Genomic DNA, 16,310 nt, shown 5'->3' with positions numbered 1-16,310 from the left:
CGGACGCCCCGGGGTCAGGGCCGTTGGTCCCGCGCCGGGCGGGCGCCGGGCCCGGTCAGCGGCGCCTCGGCCAGGCCGCGGACGACGACCACCGGGGCCGGGGAGTGGTAGAGCAGGGACTGGGCGACCGCGCCCAGCATGGCCCGGCCCGGTTCGTCGCCGCGGGCGGCGACCAGCGCCACCTGCGTGTTGCGGGACGTGTCGATCAGCACCTGGGCGGGGTCACCGCGTACCACGCGGGATTCGGTCGGCACCGCGCTGTGGCGGTCGGCGTGCCGGTCCAGCGCCTCGCCGAGCTGCTCGGCGACCGCGTCGGTGTCCTCGTCGTACTCCACGACCCGCAGCGCCAGCAGTCGGGCGCCTCTGCCGGCCGCGCACTTCACGGCCCATTGGAGAGCGAGGTGTGAGCTGGGTGAGCCGTCCACGCCCACCAGCACCGGGCCCTGCGGGGGCGGCTCACGGCGGACCACCAGCAGTGGGCAGCCGGCCCGTGCGGCCAACTGCACGGCAGGCGTCTCGGCCGGGACACTCTGGCCGCTGCCCGCCATTCCGCTGTCGCCGACGGCCAGCAGGAAGGCCGCCTCCGAGCGGCGGATGAGGGTGGGCAGCATGGAGCTCTCGACGATCTCGCCGCGGACGGTCAGCCCCGGCTCGGTCTGGTGGGCGAGGTGGGCGGCCCGGGTGATCAGATTCTCGGCCTGGTCGCGCGGTGCGGCGACGGTGTCCGCGGCGAAGGCCGCGTGCCAGTTGAAGGTGTGCAGCAGGTGCAGTGGCCGGCCGTGTCCGGCGGCCTCCTGCGCGGCCTGTTCGACGACCGGGAGGTCGAGTTCCGACCCGAGGCCGACGAGCACCGCTGCGTCGGCGGCTGCGGCCATCCGATATCACCTCCCGGGCGTCGCGCCCGGCACGGCCAAGCTGTCCCTGACCGAGGGTAGTCGGATGAGCACGGCGGCGGGTCGGATCGGCTACGGACGCCTCTCGTCAACTAGGGTTGACACCACGGCGGTTGTCAACGTATGTTGACGGCATGAGTCAGGCGACAGAACTCGCGGCGGCAGCCGGCAGCACCGACCCCCGGGTCGGGCTACGCGCCGTCCGCGCGCTTCGCCGGCTGCTCGAGCGGCTCGAGGTGGTCCAGGTGGACAACGCCCGACGACAGGGCTGGTCCTGGCAGGAGATCGCCGACGCGCTCGAGGTCAGCCGGCAGGCCGTGCACAAGAAGCACGCCGGGCGACCGGCGGTCAACTCATCCTGGGAGGCGTGATGTTCGAACGGTTCACCGACCGGGCGCGCGACGTGGTGCGACGGGCGCTGGAGGAGGCGCGGGTCGAGGGCCAGCGGCCGGTCGGCACCGAGCACCTGCTGCTCGCCCTGCTCGCCGACGAGGCCGGGCTGGCCAGCCGGGTGCTCGCCGACGCCGGGGTACGCGCCGACGACCTGCGCGAACGCGTCCGTCGACACACTGTCAGCGGCGGCGCCGGCCTCGGCGACGCGGACGCGGCGGCCCTGCGGGAGATCGGCATCGACCTGGCCGCGATCGTCGCCCGCATCGAGCAGTCCTTCGGCCCGGACGCGCTTCGGGAGGCGGTGCCGGCGCCGCGCCGTCGCTGGGGGCGTAAGCGGTACCTCGGCGGCCCCTTCTCGCCCCGGTCCAAGAAGGCGCTGGAACTGTCCCTGCGGGAGGCCCTGCGCCTGCGCCACCGCCACATCGGCACCGAGCACATCCTGCTCGGAGTGCTCCGGGAGGGAAACGGGCTGGGCGCGTTGGTGCTCACCGAGGCCGGCATCGACCTCGACGACCTACGCCGGCGGGTGGAGCTCGCACTACGCGCGGCGGCGTGACGGGGAGGCTCGTCCTGAAACCTGTCTGTGGCACTTCCGACGCGCGCCGGTCGCCGGGTCGCTGAAGCTGTCCCGGTGCTGCACACTGGCGCCGTGGATGCTGGACAGGACAGGCGGCCCTCGGGCGGCGACGGCGGGTTGCGCTCCGCCGTGGTGGTCAACCCGGTCAAGGTCGACGATCTCGACGAGTTGCGTCGTACCGTCGACGACGCCCTGACCGCGGCCGGTTGGCCCGCGCCGGAGTGGTACGAGACGACCGTCGACGACCCGGGTCGCGGTCAGACCGAACAGGCCGTCAAGGCCGGCGTCGATCTCGTCTTCGCCTGCGGGGGCGACGGCACCGTGATGTCCTGCGTCAGCGGGTTGGTCGGCACCGACGTGGCCCTCGCCGTGCTGCCGCAGGGCACCGGCAACCTGCTCGCCGCCAACCTGGGCCTCTCCACCGACCTGGCCGCCGGGTTGCAGGTCGCTGTCGAACGCGGCCGACGGCTGCTCGACGTCGGCGCTGTCGAGGACAAGTACTTCACCGTGATGGCCGGCATGGGCTTCGACGCCCAGATGCTCGAAGCCACGAACGAGACCACCAAGGCCCGCATCGGCTGGCCGGCGTACGTGGTGGGTGCCGCCCGTCACCTCCGGGACCGGCCGATGCGGGTGCAGATCCGCATCGACGACCGGCCGCCGCTGCGCCGCCGGGCCCGTTCGGTCCTGATCGCCAACGTCGGCCGGCTACAGGGCGGCGTGACCCTGCTGACCGAGGCCGAGCCGGACGACGGCTGGCTCGACGTCGCCGTGCTCACCCCGCGCAACCTGCGGCACTGGCTCGCGCTCGGCTGGGCGGTGATCCGCCGCAGCGGCCGGGTGCCGCAGCTGGAGGTGTTCCGGGGCCGGCGGGTGGTGGTCAGCAGCAACCGGGCGCAGCCACGCGAGTTGGACGGCGACCTGATCTCCCCGGGCCGGCAGCTGCGGGCCGAGGTCCGCCCCCAGGCTCTCTGGCTCTGCGTCCCCCAGCCCGAGGACGCCCCCGACCTGACCGTCGACGCGCAAGGCGCCGGGGAGCGGGGCGAGCAGCTGATCGAGGACGCGCGCCGTGAGTAGCACCCGGATCGTTCCCGAGACCCGGATGATGGCCGACGAGGAGCTGTCCGCCGACGACGCCTGGCGCACCCTGCGCCGGCAGGGCGGCTGGCACCTGCTGCGGGACGCGTTCATCCGGTTCCGCTACGGCGACGGGTTCAGCCACTCCCGGGCCTTCGCGCTGCAACTCTGCCTCGCCGTGGTGCCGTTCCTGATCGCCCTCACCGGCCTGATCAGCGAGCTGGGCGTCGAGGAGGGCGGCCAGGTGGTCGCCGACACCGTCCTGGCGCTCACCCCCGGCCAGAGCGCGCAGATGGTCGGCGAGCTGCTCGGGGAGGGCGAACGCGTCGAGGACGCGGGAGAGTTGGCACTCACCCTCGGTCTGCTCACCGGCCTGGTCGCGCTCACCACCACGATGGCCCAGATCGAGCGGGGCGCCAACCGCATCTACGGCGTCGAGCGGGACCGCCCGGCCCTGCACAAGTACCTGCGTGCCGCCGTCCTGGCCGTCACCGCCGGCCTGCCCGCGCTCGCCGGCTTCCTGATCCTGGTCGGCGGCGGCGCGATGGGCGACTCGGTTCGCGAACACTACGAGTGGGGCGCGCTCGCCAACGGCATCTGGGACGTGATCCGCTTCCCGCTGAGCCTCGCGCTGACCGTCGTCGCCGTCGCCGTGCTGTTCCGACACGCGCCGCGACGCAACCAACCCGGCCTGTCCTGGCTGTTGTTCGGCGCCGGCATCGCCACCGCGCTGTGGTGGCTGGCCAGCCTGTTGCTCGCCGCGTACGTGCGGTTCAGTGACGGTTTCGGGCAGACCTACGGCGCCCTCACCGGGATGATGGCGCTGCTGCTCTGGGCCAACCTGACCGGGATGGCGCTGTTCGGTGGGCTGGCCTTCGCCGCCCAACTGGAGGCGCTGCGCATCGGTGTGCAGGAGCCAGCCCAACCGGACCTGTGGGAGCCCGACCCGGACCGCGCCGAGCTGTACGACACCGGGGACATGTCGGCGCTCTAGCGGCACCGGCGTGTACGACGGACGCGGATCGGGTAAAGCGCCTCGCCAGAGGCGACAAGGGAGGTGCGGGGTGACCGCGGTCAAAGAGGTGGCGCGCCGTCCGATCGGTCATTTCGCCGAACGGAGCATTGCCGGTCTGGTGGCCGTCACCGGTGCCGGGGTGGCTTTCGGGCTGCTGTTGTTGCTCGTCCGGGTGCAGTGGAGCCCCCTGCAGGATGCCGACCACGCGCTCGCCGAGTGGTTCAACGGGCTCGTCGCCCCGCACCACGCACTGGTCACGGTGCTCCAGGCCGTGACGGACCTGGGCGGCCGGCCGATCCTCATCTGGCTGGTCACCATCGCCGTGGTCGGGCTGCTGATCCGACGGCAGCCCCGACTCGCCGTCTACCTGATCATCACGGGGGTCGGTGGTCTGATCCTCGACCCGTCTCTGAAGACGCTTGTCGGCCGGCTCCGCCCGGTCGTGGACGTGCCGGTCGCCAGCGCGCCCGGCAACAGCTTCCCGAGCGGGCACGCGCTCGGCTCGTTCGTCGCGTACGGAGCGCTGCTGCTGGTGTTCCTGCCGGCGATGGCGCCCCGCTGGCGCAAGCCGGCCATCGTCGGGGTCGGTGTGCTGGTGGTGCTGGTCGGGCTGACCCGGATCGCGCTGGGCGTGCACTTCGTCTCCGACGTGCTGGCCGCCTGGCTGCTCGGGGCCGCCTGGCTGGGCGTCACCGCGTACGCCTTCCGACTGTGGCGGCGGGAGCGGGGTCGGCCGGTGCCGCCGCTGACCGAGGGCCTGGAGCCGGAGGCGGGGCACGACATCGCCCCCGCCCCGGCCGAGGAACACGTGTTGGCCCACCCGCGCTCGGCGGTGGCCGAGCTGCTGGTCGGCTGGGTGATCGTGTTCGGCGCGCTGTACGGCTTCGGCACGTACGTCAGCTACCACGCCAAGGGCACCTTCTTCGACACCCTCGACACGGAGGTGCCGCGGTGGTTCGCCGAGCGGCACACCGAGGTGCTGACCGACGTCAGCTGGTGGTGGAGCAAGTTCGGTGACACCCATGCCATCCTGCTGATCTCGCTGGTGTTCTGCCCGCTGGTGCTGGCGGTGTGGCGGCGCTGGCGTCCGGTGCTCTTCGTGGCGCTGGCGATGGTGGGCGAGCTGACCCTCTTCCTCGCTTCGGCCCGCGCGGTCGACCGGCCGCGTCCGCCGGTGGAGAACCTGGACGGGCAGATGCCCACCTCGTCGTTCCCGTCCGGCCACATCGCGGCCACCATCTGCGTCTGGCTGGCGATCACCCTCATCGTGTTCCCGCGTACTGACCGGTGGTGGCGTTGGGTCTTCGTGGCGCTGGCCGTGCTCATGCCGGTCGGGGTGGCCACCTCCCGGATGTACCGGGGGATGCACCACCCGACCGACTTCATGGGCGCGATCCTGCTCTCCGCGCTCTGGATCGGGTTGCTCTACCTGGTGATCCGTCCGAACGAGGACCTGAAGGAAGGCAACCAACCGGCCATCGAGTCGGAGGACGTGGACACCCTCGACGACGAGCTGGCGCGGGCCGGCCGAGCCGACTAGGCGCCGCCGTCGTGCTGCGGGTGATGACCTGGAACATCCGCACCGGCGGCCGGGATCGCGGTGGCTCCGACCGGCTGGACCAGGTGGTCCAGGTCGTCGACGAGCAGGCACCGGACGTGCTGGCCCTGCAGGAGCTGCGCGGCTTCGACCGGGACGGGCTGATGGCCACCGTGGCGGGCCGGGTGGGGATGGTCCCCCACCTGGCCCGGTCCTGCTTCGGGCAGCCGGTGGCGGTGCTGGTCCGGCCGCCGTACCGGGTCGTCGACGCGGGGGCGGTGCGCCGCCCGTTCCACCACGCCGCCGCCCGCGTCGTGGTGGCCACGTCCGCCGGTCCGTTCACCGTGCTGGGCACCCACCTCTACCCGTACTCGGGGGGCCGGCGGCGGATGGAGGTCGACTGGCTGGTCGCCGCGATGCGCCGCCACCAGGGGCCGCTGACGCTGGTCACCGGTGACCTCAACTCGCTCGACCCGACCGTCGACCACACCGCCCGCCTGGCCGGGATGCCGGCCCTCTACCGGCGGCGGCACCTGCGGCGCTCCGGTGGCGCCGTGGACACCCGCGCGATCGCCCGGCTGCTCGCCGCCGGCCTCGTCGACCTCTGGCCGTCGGGCAACGTCGACGCCCTGGAGGCCGCCGGCCACACCGTGCCCACCCGACTGGGCGGGGCCGAGTTCGCCGGGATGCGGCTGGACTACCTGCTCGGCAGCACCGCGGTGGCGCAGCGGACGCACGACTGTCGGGTGATTCGCGACGGCGCGGCGGCCACGGCCTCGGACCACTACCCGCTGCTCGCCACGCTGGAGTTGTCTCCCGGGTGAGGCGTGCGGGGCTCAGAGCACCAGATTCAGCAGGACGGTCAGCACCACCGAGGCCACGATCGAGAAGAGGATCATCAGGAGGCAGCCGAGGCCCCCACCGAGCGGGCGGATCTCCGTGTTGCCGAAGCGCATGACGTTCACCTGTCCGTGAGTGCGGGATGAGGGGCGAGCAGGTGCCGGATCGCGTCCGCGACGGCAGTCGGGGCGGTCGTCACCACGTTGTGCGCGGCACCGGGCACGACCACCAGGGCCGCATCCGGCACCAGCCGCGTCGCCTCGTCCCGCCACCGTTGCGGCACGACCGGGTCGCGATCACCGGTCACGACGACAGTCGGCGCGCTGACGCGGACGAGGTCCGCCTCGACGGCGTTCCGCACCGAGTGCGACAGCGTCGCCAGGACCCGCCAGGGCCGGGCGTTCCAGACGTCCCGCGCCAGGATCGGGGCCTGCAGCGGCGCCTCACGCAGGGTGTCCACCAGCCAACGACCGAACTGGCCCCGTCGGGACCGGGCCGCCGGGTCACTCGTCGGTCCGGCCAACACCAGCGCGCGTACCGCGTCGGGGTGGGTCGCGGCGAGCGCCGCGGCCACCTCCGCGCCGAACGAGTGCCCCACCAGGCAGACCGGCGGCAATTGGTACGCGGCCAGCCAGGCGGCCAGGTGGTCGGCGTGCTGGCGCACGTCGTACGCGCCCCGGGGGTGTTCGGACAGCCCGAAGCCGGGCAGGTCCGGCACGTACACCGGGTTGGTGGCGGCGAGCGCGACGGCGAGCGGGGTGAGATAGCGGTGCGAGACCGCCAGGCCGTGTACCAGCACCACGGGTGGCGCCCCGGTCCCCGGGTCGGCGCTGCGGCGGGTGTGGGTGCGCAGTCCGTCGACGACCCGCCACTCGCTGGTCAGTCCGCCGGCCGGTCGGGGCGCGGCCATGGCGAGCCGCAGCTCGGCCGGCCCGAACCGGCCGACGGCGGTGCGGCCGGGCGGCCGAGGGGTCACGGCTCGGTTCACAGCTCACGCAACCGCGGCAGCAGCTGCTCCTGCGCCCAGTCCAGGAACATCGGTTGGGTCTCCCCGCCGACCTGGATGATCGCCACGTGGGTGAAGCCGGCGTCGACGAACTTGCGGAACGCCTCGACGTGCGCGTCCACATCCGGACCGCAGGAGACGCCCTCGGCGACGTCCTCCTCCCGGACGAACTGGGTGGCCGCGGCGAAGGACTCCGGGCCGGGCAGGTCGGCGTTGACCTTCCAACCCATCCCGAACCAGCGGAACTGGTCGTGCACGATCTTGCGGCACTCCGCCTCGTCGGGGCCGTAGCAGATGGCCACCTGCCCGTAGCGCGGCTGGCCGGCGCCTCCGGCGTCGTCGTACATCTCGATGATGTGCCGGTCGGGTTCGGTGGAGATGAGGCCGTTGCCGTACTCGGCGGCCAGCGTCGCGGACTGCCGACCGGACGCGGCGACGGCCATCGGCACCGGGCGTTCCGGGCGGTCCCAGATGTAGGCGTCGGGCACGTCGAAGTGGTTGCCGGAGAAGGTCAGAGTCTCCCCGTTGAGCAACGGCCGGATAATCTGCAACGCCTCCTCGAACATTTCGTGCCGCTGCTGGACGTGCGGCCAGCCGCCGACCACGTGCTCGTTCAGGTTCTCCCCGGCGCCCAGGCCGAGGGTGAAACGGCCGTCCGAGAGCGCCCCGATCGTGCTGGCCTTCTGCGCGACCACGGCCGGGTGGTAGCGGCGGATCGGGCAGGTCACGAAGGACATCAGCTCCGCGCGGGAGGTGGCGTGGGCGACCGCGCCGAGCACCGACCAGGCGTACGGGGAGTGGCCCTGGGACTCCAGCCAGGGGTAGTAGTGGTCGGACACCACCAGTTGGTCGAAACCAGCCGCCTCGGCCCGTACCGCATGGTCCACCAGCTGCTTGGGCCCGGCCTGCTCGCTCATCAGGGTGTAGCCGACGCTGACCATCCTGGTATCCCCTCTCACTGACGGATCGTTCCCGGGATACCCCGGTGCGCGGGGGTCAACCCTCTCGTCCGGTTCGGCTGTCGCGGTGCTTGACGGATCGCGGCCACCTGCCTACCGTCGCTCTTAACCGGTTAAGAGCCGGGTGTGGCGCACATCCTGTGGTGGGGATGACCGCCCCGTGACGGCCCGCGTCCGCGTGGGCCGTTGCGGCTGTCCGGGCTGCGGGCCGGCCAACTGAACCGGTTGCGAAGACCAATCCATCGTCCTACGCTGATGCCTGCGCCGGGCGCCGGGCGCGGCTGCCGGGCTGCAGCCGCCTTCCCTGTCACGTCCCCACCCCTGTCGGGCACCGGGGGTCCTCCCTGAGGAAGGCCATGAAGACTCGACTCTCCGCCGCCGGCGCGACACTGCTCGCGTTGCTCGTCACCGTGCTGGCGTTCGGCCAGCCGGCGCACGCGGCCGCCGGCTTCTCCGTCGCTGGCGGCAAGTTGTACGACGCCAACGGCGCCGAATTCATCATGCGCGGCGTCAACCACGCGCACACCTGGTACCCGCAGCAAACCAGCTCGTTCGCCGACGTCAAGGCGCTCGGCGCGAACACCGTGCGGGTGGTGCTCTCCAGCGGCGACCGGTGGACCCGCAACACCAATGCCGACGTCGCCAACGTCATCTCGCTCTGCAAGGCCAACCGGCTGATCTGTGTGCTGGAGGTGCACGACACCACCGGGTACGGCGAGCAGAGCGGCGCGATCACCCTCGACCGCGCCGTCGACTACTGGCTCAGCCTCGCCGACGTCCTCTCCGGCCAGGAGAGGTACGTGATCGTCAACATCGGCAACGAGCCGTACGGCAACCAGAACTACGCCTCGTGGGCCACCGACAACGCCAATGCGATCAAGCGCCTGCGGGCCGGCGGGCTGACCCACACGATCATGGTGGACGCCCCGAACTGGGGGCAGGACTGGTCGTTCACCATGCGCGACAACGCCGCGTCGGTCTTCGCCGCCGACCCGGCGCGCAACACCGTGTTCTCCATCCACATGTACGGGGTGTTCGACACCGCGGCGGAGATCAGCGACTATCTGGGCCGATTTCGTTCGGCGGGCCTGCCCATCGTGGTCGGTGAGTTCGGCTTCAACCACTCCGACGGTAATCCGGACGAGGACGCCATCCTCGCGTACAGCCAGGCCAACGGCATCGGTTGGCTGGGCTGGTCGTGGAGCGGCAACGGCGGCGGCGTCGAGTACCTCGACCTGGCCACCAACTTCAACCCGGCGAGCCTGACCGACTGGGGTCAGCGCCTCTTCAACGGCGTCAACGGCATCCGGCAGACCGCCCGCGAGGCCAGCGTCTTCGGCGGCACCCCACCTCCGACGACGCCACCGCCGACCACCCCACCGCCGACCACCCCACCCCCGACGACGCCCCCGCCGACCGGTGGTTGCACCGCGGCGTACACGGTGACCAACCAGTGGCAGGGCGGCTTCCAGGGTGAGGTACGGGTGACCGCCGGCGCGAGGGCGATCACCGGCTGGACCGCAGGCTGGACCTTCGCCAACGGCCAGCGCGTCACCCAGTCGTGGAATGTGGCCCTTACCAGCAGCGGAACCACGGTGACCGCCCGCAACGCGGACCACAACGGACGGCTGGCCGCTGGGGCCAGTGCCACCTTCGGCTTCCTCGGCAGTTGGACCGGCACCAACAGTCTGCCGGCGGTGAGCTGCACGGCGAGCTGACCGTAGGACCGGTGGTCGGGTGCGCGTCGGACCCGGCCACCGGAACCCGTTCCGGTCAGTGCTCCCCGGTCAGGTTCACGATGACCACTCCGGCGATGATCAGCGCGATGCCGGTGAGCTTGGCGAGCCCCACCGACTCACCCAGGAACACCGCCCCGATCGCCACGATGGCCGCGGTGCCCAGACCCGACCAGAGGGCGTACGCCACACCCACCGGGATTTCCTTGACGGCCTGCGCCAGCAGGAGGAAAGCCAACGCGTAACCGCCGAGGCATGCCACCGTCGGCCAGAGGCGGCTGAACCCGGCGGTGCTCTTGATCAGGCTGGTCGCCAGCACCTCGGCGAGGATGGCGATCCCCAGCAGCACGTACGCCATGCGTCCCCTCGGTCCGTCGTGGTCGATGAGCCCGTCGCCGCCCAGGCTAACGCCGGCGAGATCCACGTCCAGCCGACCCGTCCACGCCGGAGTCGGCGGCCAGGCGGGCTGCTCGCATGGTCAGGTAGAGCTGTTCGGGACGGCTGCTCGTGCGGGCGGCGGCGATCCGGTAGTCGGCGATCGCCTGGGCCTGGTCACCGGCCATCTCGTGCAGGTGGGCTCGGGCAGCGGCCAGCCGGTGGTGTCCGGCCAACTGCGGGTCGCTGCTCAGCGCGTCGAGGGCGGTCAGGCCGGCGGCCGGGCCGTGCACCATGGCCGTCGCCACGGCCCGGTTGAGGGCCACCACCGGGCTGCCGAGCATCCGTTCCAGCACCTCGTAGAGCGCCAGGATCTGCGGCCAGTCGGTCTGCTCGGTGCTCGGCGCCTCGTCGTGCAGGGCGGCGATGGCGGCCTGCACCTGGTACGGGCCGGCCGGCCCACGCGGCAGGGCCCGGGTGACCAGGGCGACGCCCTCGGCGATCGCCGCCGCGTCCCAGCGGCTGCGGTCCTGATCGGCCAGTGAGATCAGCTCGCCGGAGGGCCCGGTCCGCGCCGGGCCGCGTGCCTCGGTGAGCAGCATCAACGCCAGCAGTCCGGCCGATTCGCTGTCGTTTGGCAGCAGCGTGTGCAGCGCGCGGGTCAGCCGGATCGCCTCCGCCGCGAGGTCGATGCGGCGCAGGTCCGGACCGGTGGTACTGGTGTGCCCCTCGGTGAAGACCAGATAGAGCACCTGCCGCACGGCGACCAGCCGGTCCGCCCGTTCCGCCTGCTCGGGCATCCGGAACGGCAGCCCGGACGTCTTGATGCGCTGCTTGGCCCGGCTGATCCGCTGTGCCATCGTCGCCTCGGGCACCAGGAACGCGCGGGCGATCTCGGCGGTGCTCAATCCGCCGACAGCGCGCAGGGTCAGCGCCACCGCCGACGTCGGGGCGAGCGCCGGGTGGCAGCAGAGGAAGAGCAGGACCAGCGTGTCGTCCCGCTCGGCGGTCAACTCCTCGTCCGGGGCTGGCGCGTACCCCCGGTCGTCCGGATCCCGGCGGGCGACCAGGTCCTCCCGGCGGCGTCGGGCCTGCTCACCGCGGACCAGCTCGATCATCCGGCGGTACCCGACCTGGATCAGCCAGCCACGCGGGTTCGCCGGCAGCCCTTCGGTCGGCCACTGGGTGGCGGCGGCCAGCAGCGCCTCCTGCACCGCGTCCTCGGCGGTGGCGAAGTCACCGAAGCGGCGGCTGAGCACGCCGAGGACCTGCGGCGCCAACTCGCGCAGCAGGTCCTCGACGTGGGGATCGGTGTTCAGCCCTCACAGCTCCTGGGACGGGGCGGACATCACCGGGTGCACCTCGATCGGCATGTTCAACGGCCGGCCACCGGGGCCGGGCGCCGTGGAGATGTACGCGGCCAGTTCCACGGCCCGCTGCGGGCTCTCGCAGTCGACGATCCAGAACCCGGCCAGGAACTCCTTCGTCTCGGCGAACGGCCCCTCGGTGACCACCGGCGCCCCGCCGTCACCAGCCCGGACGATCCGGGCCTGCTGCGGGCCGCCGAGACCCTGCGCGTCGACCCACTCACCGGCGGCGGTGAGCTTGTCGTTGACCTCGCCCATGAACGCGATGTGCGCCCGGACCTCGTCCTGGGTCCAGGTGTCGATGCTCGGGAAGTCGGTACCGGCGGCGCTGAACTGCATCAACAGCATGTACTTCATGGTTGGCTCCTCACACCTGCGCACCCTCGTCGGTGCTCTCACCCTGAGGTAGAAGCACGCCCTGCCGTTCTCGACACCCCGGCCGAAGATTCTTGAGAATCTTGTCAGTCGACGGCGTCGACCTCCAGCACCAGAGTCTGCTCCGGGTGCAGGGCGGGCACCTGCACACCCATCCGGGCCAGCGCCGCCCCACTGAGGGTGAGACCACCCGCCAGCCAGGTGGGCGCGGACAGGTCGATGGTCGCCGGGGCCGGTACGCCCGACACCTGTCGCACCCGGTACCGCCGACCCGGGTCGAGGCCGGGCAGCCGTACCGCGCCGGGGACCTGCGCCACCGAGGTGGCCAGCCGGGCCACCGCGTACACCGCTCGGGTGTTGTCGTGATCGACCACGCCGTGTGCCCAGACGGCCGGGTCCGGGTGATCGACCCGGACCACCCGGCCAGCGTGCAGCAGCGGGCGCAGCCGCTTGTGCAGTGCCACCCAGGCGGCCAGCTCGGTCTGTTCGGCAGCGCTGGTCGACGCGATGTCCCACTCGATGCCGTGGTGGCCGAAGAGCGCCGTCGCCGCCCGGAAACCCAGGTCGTGTACGCGGTTGGTGGTGTGCGAGCGTTCCGGCCCGATGTGGGTGCCGATCAGCTCGGGTGGCAGCAGCAGCCCGGTCCAGCGCTGGATGCTGAGCCGCTCCAGGGCGTCGTTGCAGTCGCTGGCCCAGACCCGGTCGGTGCGGGCCAGGATGGCCAGGTCCACCCGGGCTCCGCCGGACGAGCAGCTCTCGATCTCCACGCCCGGGTGCCGATTGCGCAACTCGTCGAAGAGCCGGTAGACCGCCAGGGTCTGCCCGTGCACCCCGGGACGGCCGTGGTGCCCGGCCTCGGTGAGGTCCCGGTTCTGGTCCCACTTGAGGTACCGGATGCCGGGGTGGTCGGTGAGCAGCGTGTCGAGGCGTTCCAGCACATAGTCGTACGCCTCGGGGCGGCCCAGGTCGAGCACCTGCTGGTGACGCCAGGCCGGCGGCAGCCGCCCCGGCACGGCGAGCAGCCAGTCGGGGTGCGCGCGGAACAGGTCCGAGTCGGGGTTGACCATCTCCGGCTCGACCCAGAGGCCGAACTGGAGGCCCTGGCCGGTCACATGGTCGATCAACGGTTGCAGGCCGTCCGGCCAGACGCCCTCGTCGACGTACCAGTCGCCGAGCCCGGCGGTGTCGTCGCGCCGGCCGCGGAACCAGCCGTCGTCGAGCACGAACCGCTCCACACCGATCTGTGCGGCCCGGTCGGCGAGCGCCCGCAGGCGGTCCAGGTCGTGGTCGAAGTAGACCGCCTCCCAGACGTTCAAAGTCACCGGGCGGGGAGAGCGCGGGTGCCCGGGACGCGCCCGGAGGTGGGTGTGCAGCACGTCGCTGAGCCCGTCCAGGCCGGCGTCGGACCAGACCGCGTAGAGCAGGGGAGTCTCGTACGACTCGCCGGGGCCGAGCCGGACCTCCCCGGGGGCCAACAGCTCGCCGCCACCGAGGGTCGACTCGCCGGTGGGCCGACGCTCGGCGAACGTCACGTGGTCGCCGCTCCAGGCGGTGTGCACCGCCCAGACCTCGCCGTGGCCGAAGCCGAACCCGGCGGTGCCGGCCACCAGCAGCAGCGTGGCGTCATGCCCGGTACGACCGTGTCGGCCCTCGCGGACCCAGGCGCCGTGCTGCCACGGGTGCCGCTGCGGGGACCGTTCCCGACACCACCGGCCGGTCAGGTCGAGCAGCTCGGTGGCGACCGCCGGCACCGGCAGCGCCGGCGTCAACTCCCGCAGCTCGTACGCGCTGTCGCCGTCGTTGCGCAGCCGGTGCCGCACGGTGAGCAGGCCGTACGGGTCGAGCGTGATCTCGATGGTCAGGGTCAGCCCGGCGGCCGGGTCCGACGCCCGCACGGTCAGCAGCGCCCCGCCGGGCCCGCCGTGCCCACCGTAGGAGGGGAGTACGCCCACCACCTCCCCGCCCGCAGCCAGGTGGCCCGGGTCGGGGTCGTTGTCGCGCACGTCCCACCCGTCCAGGCGGAAGGACGTGGACCAGTCTCGTCGGTCGCGGTGCCCGGCCAGGCCGGGCCGTCCACTCCAGCCGGCGCTCGCCTCCGGCAGCAGGGACAGCACGGTCGGCTGGTCGAAGCTGCTCGGCACCACCGGCGGTACGGTCGCGTCGACGAGCTGGCGCAGGCCGTCGTCGTCGAGGTCGCCGACGTCACCGCCCCAGTGCACGACCCGGGGCAGCCCCGGGCCGCGCGCGTCGAGCACCAGGCTGGTCCGCGCGCGGCGCAGGTGCAGGATCGTCATCCCTTTGAGGCTCCCAAGGTCAGGCCCCGAACGAAGTGCCGCTGGAGCATAAAGAAGATCACCAGGGTGGGGATCGCGACGAGCACGCTGCCCGCCGAGACCAGGTTGTTGTCGGTGAAGAACTCACCGCGCAGGTTGTTGAGCGAGCTGGTCACCGGGAACTTGTCGCCGGTACGCATGAGGACGGTGGCCCAGAAGAACTCGTTGTAGATCCAGGTCACCTCCAGCGTCGCCAGCGCGGCCAGGGCCGGCCGGCACAGCGGCATGGTGACCTGCCAGTACTGCCGCCAGATGCTCGCCCCGTCGACCATCGCCGCCTCGTACAGGTCACGGGGCAGCGCCTTCATGTAGTTGCTGAGCACGAAGACGCAGAAACCGCACTGGAAGGCCACGTTGATCAGGATCAGGCCCCAGTAGCTGTCGTAGAGCAGCTCCGAGTCGCTCATGAACTCCGGCAGCGGCACCTCGGTGAACAGCCGGAACAGCGGGATGAGCAGCGCCTGCTGGGGCAGCAGGTTGGCCGCGGTGAAGATCCCGAGCAGGACGAGGTTGAGCTTCCAACTGAACCGGGCGATGACGAACGCCACGCAGGAGGCGAGGAAGAGGGTAAGCAGCACCGCCGGCACCGTGATGTACACCGAGTTGAGGAAGTGCTGGCCGAACTCCGCCGTCCGCCAGGCGGTGACGTAGTTGTCGAACGTCCAGCCGCCGAACGACACGTAGCCGTTCGCGGCGGTGTAGTCGTACGACCGCAGCGAGGTCAGCACCGCCCAGGCGATCGGGAAGAGCCAGGCCAGCGAGACGACGATGAGGAAGCCGTGCAGCAGTATCCGTAACGGGGTCAGCTTGCGGCGGCGCGGCGGCGCGTCGGGCCCGCCCTCGGTACGCCGGGTGATGGTCGCGGTGCTCATTGCCGGTTCTCCCTCATCACGGTCGCCAGGTAGATGGTGATGAAGACCAGCGAGACGACCAGCATGATCGTTGCCAGTGCCGAGCCGAACCCGATCCGGCTCGCCTCACCCACCACGTTCTGGGTGACCAGCGCGGAGATCAGCTCCAGCCCGTTGCGGCCCTTGTTGACCACCCAGACGAGGTCGAACGCGCGCAGCGACTCGATCACGGTCACCACCAGCACGATGATGTTGATCGGCCGCATGACCGGGAACACGACCCGGAAGAACGCCCGGCTCTCCGAGGCGCCGTCGACCGCCGCCGCCTCGCGCAACGATGGATCGACGCCCTTCAGCCCGGCCAGGTAGAGCAGCATGATGTAACCGACGTGCCGCCACCCCGAGGCGACCATCACCGCCCAGATGTTGACGTTCGAGTCGCCGTACCAGTCGATGTTGCTGCCGAAGACGGCGTTGATCAGCCCCTGGTCGCGGGAGTAGAGCAGCTGCCAGACGAAGCCGATGAGCGCCAGCGAGAGCACCACCGGCAGGTACAGCGCGGTCTGGTAGAAGCGGCTGCCACGCAGCTCCTTGTCCAGCAGCACGGCCAGGAACATGCCGAACGGGGTGGCGACCACGAACAGCGCCGCCAGCCAGAGCAGGTTGTGCTGGATCGCCGGCACGAACGGCGGGTAGATGTTCACCACGTCGCTGTAGTTGCGCGCGCCGACGAACTCGATCTCGTTGAGTGGGCCGATGCCGTCCCAGTTGGTGCCGGAGAGCAGCACGGTGGCCGCCGCCGGCAACCAGACGAATCCGGTGACGAGCAGCAGCGGGACGAGCACCATCAGCGTGATGACCACGCGGTCGGTGCGGGACAGGAGCCGTAGCCGCCGGCGACGACCACCCGTGGAGGTGGTCGTGGCCGGCGGTGGCACGGCGCGATCCGCTTGGATCAGGGGCAGGTCGGACACGA

Annotated in this window: 16 protein-coding genes; 7 read left to right on the top strand and 9 right to left on the bottom strand. The window is 71.7% G+C overall.

The features are described 5' to 3' along the window. Nucleotides 1–14 precede the first annotated feature (14 nt). Nucleotides 15–875 carry a universal stress protein gene (locus ACIBD9_RS04885; protein ID WP_396714609.1) on the bottom strand — a complete coding sequence of 287 codons (861 nt, stop codon included), beginning with the start codon at nucleotides 873–875 and terminating at the stop codon, nucleotides 15–17. A gap of 152 nt (nucleotides 876–1,027) precedes the next feature. Here ACIBD9_RS04885 and ACIBD9_RS04880 point away from each other — a divergent pair, with 152 nt between their 5' ends. The 6 genes from ACIBD9_RS04880 to ACIBD9_RS04855 all read left to right on the top strand — a co-directional run bounded on the left by ACIBD9_RS04880 (nucleotide 1,028) and on the right by ACIBD9_RS04855 (nucleotide 6,316). Then, nucleotides 1,028–1,264 carry an HTH domain-containing protein gene (locus ACIBD9_RS04880; protein ID WP_007457155.1) on the top strand — a complete coding sequence of 79 codons (237 nt, stop codon included), beginning with the start codon at nucleotides 1,028–1,030 and terminating at the stop codon, nucleotides 1,262–1,264. Continuing rightward, nucleotides 1,264–1,842, top strand: coding sequence for a Clp protease N-terminal domain-containing protein (locus ACIBD9_RS04875; protein ID WP_396715056.1), 579 nt, complete (start codon nucleotides 1,264–1,266; stop codon nucleotides 1,840–1,842). The genes ACIBD9_RS04880 and ACIBD9_RS04875 overlap by 1 nt, the downstream gene beginning before the upstream one ends. A 93-nt stretch (nucleotides 1,843–1,935) precedes the next feature. Then, nucleotides 1,936–2,940, top strand: a complete 1,005-nt coding sequence (locus tag ACIBD9_RS04870) for a diacylglycerol/lipid kinase family protein (protein ID WP_396714607.1) — start codon at nucleotides 1,936–1,938, stop codon at nucleotides 2,938–2,940. Further along, the gene (locus ACIBD9_RS04865; RefSeq protein WP_396714605.1) at nucleotides 2,933–3,934 is read left to right on the top strand and encodes a YihY/virulence factor BrkB family protein; all 1,002 of its coding nucleotides are present in this window, start codon (nucleotides 2,933–2,935) and stop codon (nucleotides 3,932–3,934) included. Before ACIBD9_RS04870 ends, ACIBD9_RS04865 begins: the two co-directional genes overlap by 8 nt. A 70-nt stretch (nucleotides 3,935–4,004) precedes the next feature. Continuing rightward, on the top strand, nucleotides 4,005–5,495 hold the full coding sequence (locus ACIBD9_RS04860; RefSeq protein ID WP_396714603.1) for a phosphatase PAP2 family protein: 1,491 nt from the start codon (nucleotides 4,005–4,007) through the stop codon (nucleotides 5,493–5,495). A gap of 11 nt (nucleotides 5,496–5,506) precedes the next feature. Continuing rightward, nucleotides 5,507–6,316, top strand: a complete 810-nt coding sequence (locus tag ACIBD9_RS04855; RefSeq protein ID WP_396714601.1) for an endonuclease/exonuclease/phosphatase family protein — start codon at nucleotides 5,507–5,509, stop codon at nucleotides 6,314–6,316. Between the two features lie 137 nt (nucleotides 6,317–6,453). On the opposite strand, the gene ACIBD9_RS04850 is transcribed toward ACIBD9_RS04855, so the two are convergent. Together ACIBD9_RS04850 and ACIBD9_RS04845 are read right to left on the bottom strand one after the other, a co-directional pair. Next, entirely contained in the window at nucleotides 6,454–7,308 is an 855-nt protein-coding gene (locus ACIBD9_RS04850) for an alpha/beta fold hydrolase (RefSeq protein WP_396714599.1), read from the bottom strand. An 8-nt stretch (nucleotides 7,309–7,316) separates the two neighbouring features. Then, complete coding sequence (locus ACIBD9_RS04845) at nucleotides 7,317–8,279, bottom strand: TIGR03557 family F420-dependent LLM class oxidoreductase (RefSeq protein ID WP_396714597.1); 963 nt, start codon at nucleotides 8,277–8,279, stop codon at nucleotides 7,317–7,319. A gap of 374 nt (nucleotides 8,280–8,653) precedes the next feature. On the opposite strand from ACIBD9_RS04845, the gene ACIBD9_RS04840 reads away from it, so the two are divergent. Then, the gene (locus ACIBD9_RS04840; RefSeq protein ID WP_396714595.1) at nucleotides 8,654–10,015 is read left to right on the top strand and encodes a cellulase family glycosylhydrolase; all 1,362 of its coding nucleotides are present in this window, start codon (nucleotides 8,654–8,656) and stop codon (nucleotides 10,013–10,015) included. A 55-nt stretch (nucleotides 10,016–10,070) separates the two neighbouring features. Here the strand turns inward: ACIBD9_RS04840 and ACIBD9_RS04835 are convergent, their stop codons facing one another. The 6 genes from ACIBD9_RS04835 to ACIBD9_RS04810 all read right to left on the bottom strand — a co-directional run bounded on the left by ACIBD9_RS04835 (nucleotide 10,071) and on the right by ACIBD9_RS04810 (nucleotide 16,308). After that, a complete protein-coding gene (locus tag ACIBD9_RS04835) occupies nucleotides 10,071–10,391 on the bottom strand; it encodes a DMT family transporter (RefSeq protein ID WP_396714593.1) in 321 nt (106 codons plus the stop codon). A 46-nt stretch (nucleotides 10,392–10,437) separates the two neighbouring features. Further along, nucleotides 10,438–11,727 (bottom strand): RNA polymerase sigma factor, encoded by a 1,290-nt coding sequence (locus ACIBD9_RS04830; RefSeq protein WP_396715054.1) that lies wholly within the window; start codon nucleotides 11,725–11,727, stop codon nucleotides 10,438–10,440. Nucleotides 11,728–11,730: 3 nt separating this feature from the next. Continuing rightward, nucleotides 11,731–12,132: a YciI family protein gene (locus ACIBD9_RS04825; RefSeq protein WP_396714591.1), complete on the bottom strand. Its 402-nt coding sequence runs from the start codon at nucleotides 12,130–12,132 to the stop codon at nucleotides 11,731–11,733. A 104-nt stretch (nucleotides 12,133–12,236) separates the two neighbouring features. Next, on the bottom strand, nucleotides 12,237–14,444 hold the full coding sequence (locus ACIBD9_RS04820) for an alpha-galactosidase (RefSeq protein ID WP_396714589.1): 2,208 nt from the start codon (nucleotides 14,442–14,444) through the stop codon (nucleotides 12,237–12,239). Continuing rightward, nucleotides 14,441–15,355, bottom strand: a complete 915-nt coding sequence (locus ACIBD9_RS04815; protein ID WP_387175713.1) for a carbohydrate ABC transporter permease — start codon at nucleotides 15,353–15,355, stop codon at nucleotides 14,441–14,443. The genes ACIBD9_RS04820 and ACIBD9_RS04815 overlap by 4 nt, the downstream gene beginning before the upstream one ends. Continuing rightward, the gene (locus ACIBD9_RS04810) at nucleotides 15,352–16,308 is read right to left on the bottom strand and encodes a carbohydrate ABC transporter permease (RefSeq protein ID WP_396714587.1); all 957 of its coding nucleotides are present in this window, start codon (nucleotides 16,306–16,308) and stop codon (nucleotides 15,352–15,354) included. Before ACIBD9_RS04810 ends, ACIBD9_RS04815 begins: the two co-directional genes overlap by 4 nt. Nucleotides 16,309–16,310: the final 2 nt, after the last annotated feature.

The organism is Micromonospora sp. NPDC050784 (genome assembly GCF_044456765.1).
In the GTDB taxonomy this organism is placed as follows: Bacteria; Actinomycetota; Actinomycetes; order Mycobacteriales; family Micromonosporaceae; genus Micromonospora; species Micromonospora foliorum.
The sequence above is the reverse complement of the archived record's forward strand: the minus strand, read 5'-3'. Positions and strand labels throughout refer to the sequence as shown.

Bases quoted from the DNA above. Each gene is read 5' to 3' on its own strand.
- ACIBD9_RS04885 (WP_396714609.1), bottom strand. From the start codon at position 875: ATGGCCGCAGCCGCCGACGCAGCGGTGCTCGTCGGCCTCGGGTCGGAA.
- ACIBD9_RS04880 (WP_007457155.1), top strand. From the start codon at position 1,028: ATGAGTCAGGCGACAGAACTCGCGGCGGCAGCCGGCAGCACCGACCCC.
- ACIBD9_RS04875 (WP_396715056.1), top strand. From the start codon at position 1,264: ATGTTCGAACGGTTCACCGACCGGGCGCGCGACGTGGTGCGACGGGCG.
- ACIBD9_RS04845 (WP_396714597.1), bottom strand. From the start codon at position 8,279: ATGGTCAGCGTCGGCTACACCCTGATGAGCGAGCAGGCCGGGCCCAAG.
- ACIBD9_RS04840 (WP_396714595.1), top strand. From the start codon at position 8,654: ATGAAGACTCGACTCTCCGCCGCCGGCGCGACACTGCTCGCGTTGCTC.
- ACIBD9_RS04835 (WP_396714593.1), bottom strand. From the start codon at position 10,391: ATGGCGTACGTGCTGCTGGGGATCGCCATCCTCGCCGAGGTGCTGGCG.
- ACIBD9_RS04825 (WP_396714591.1), bottom strand. From the start codon at position 12,132: ATGAAGTACATGCTGTTGATGCAGTTCAGCGCCGCCGGTACCGACTTC.
- ACIBD9_RS04820 (WP_396714589.1), bottom strand. From the start codon at position 14,444: ATGACGATCCTGCACCTGCGCCGCGCGCGGACCAGCCTGGTGCTCGAC.
- ACIBD9_RS04815 (WP_387175713.1), bottom strand. From the start codon at position 15,355: ATGAGCACCGCGACCATCACCCGGCGTACCGAGGGCGGGCCCGACGCG.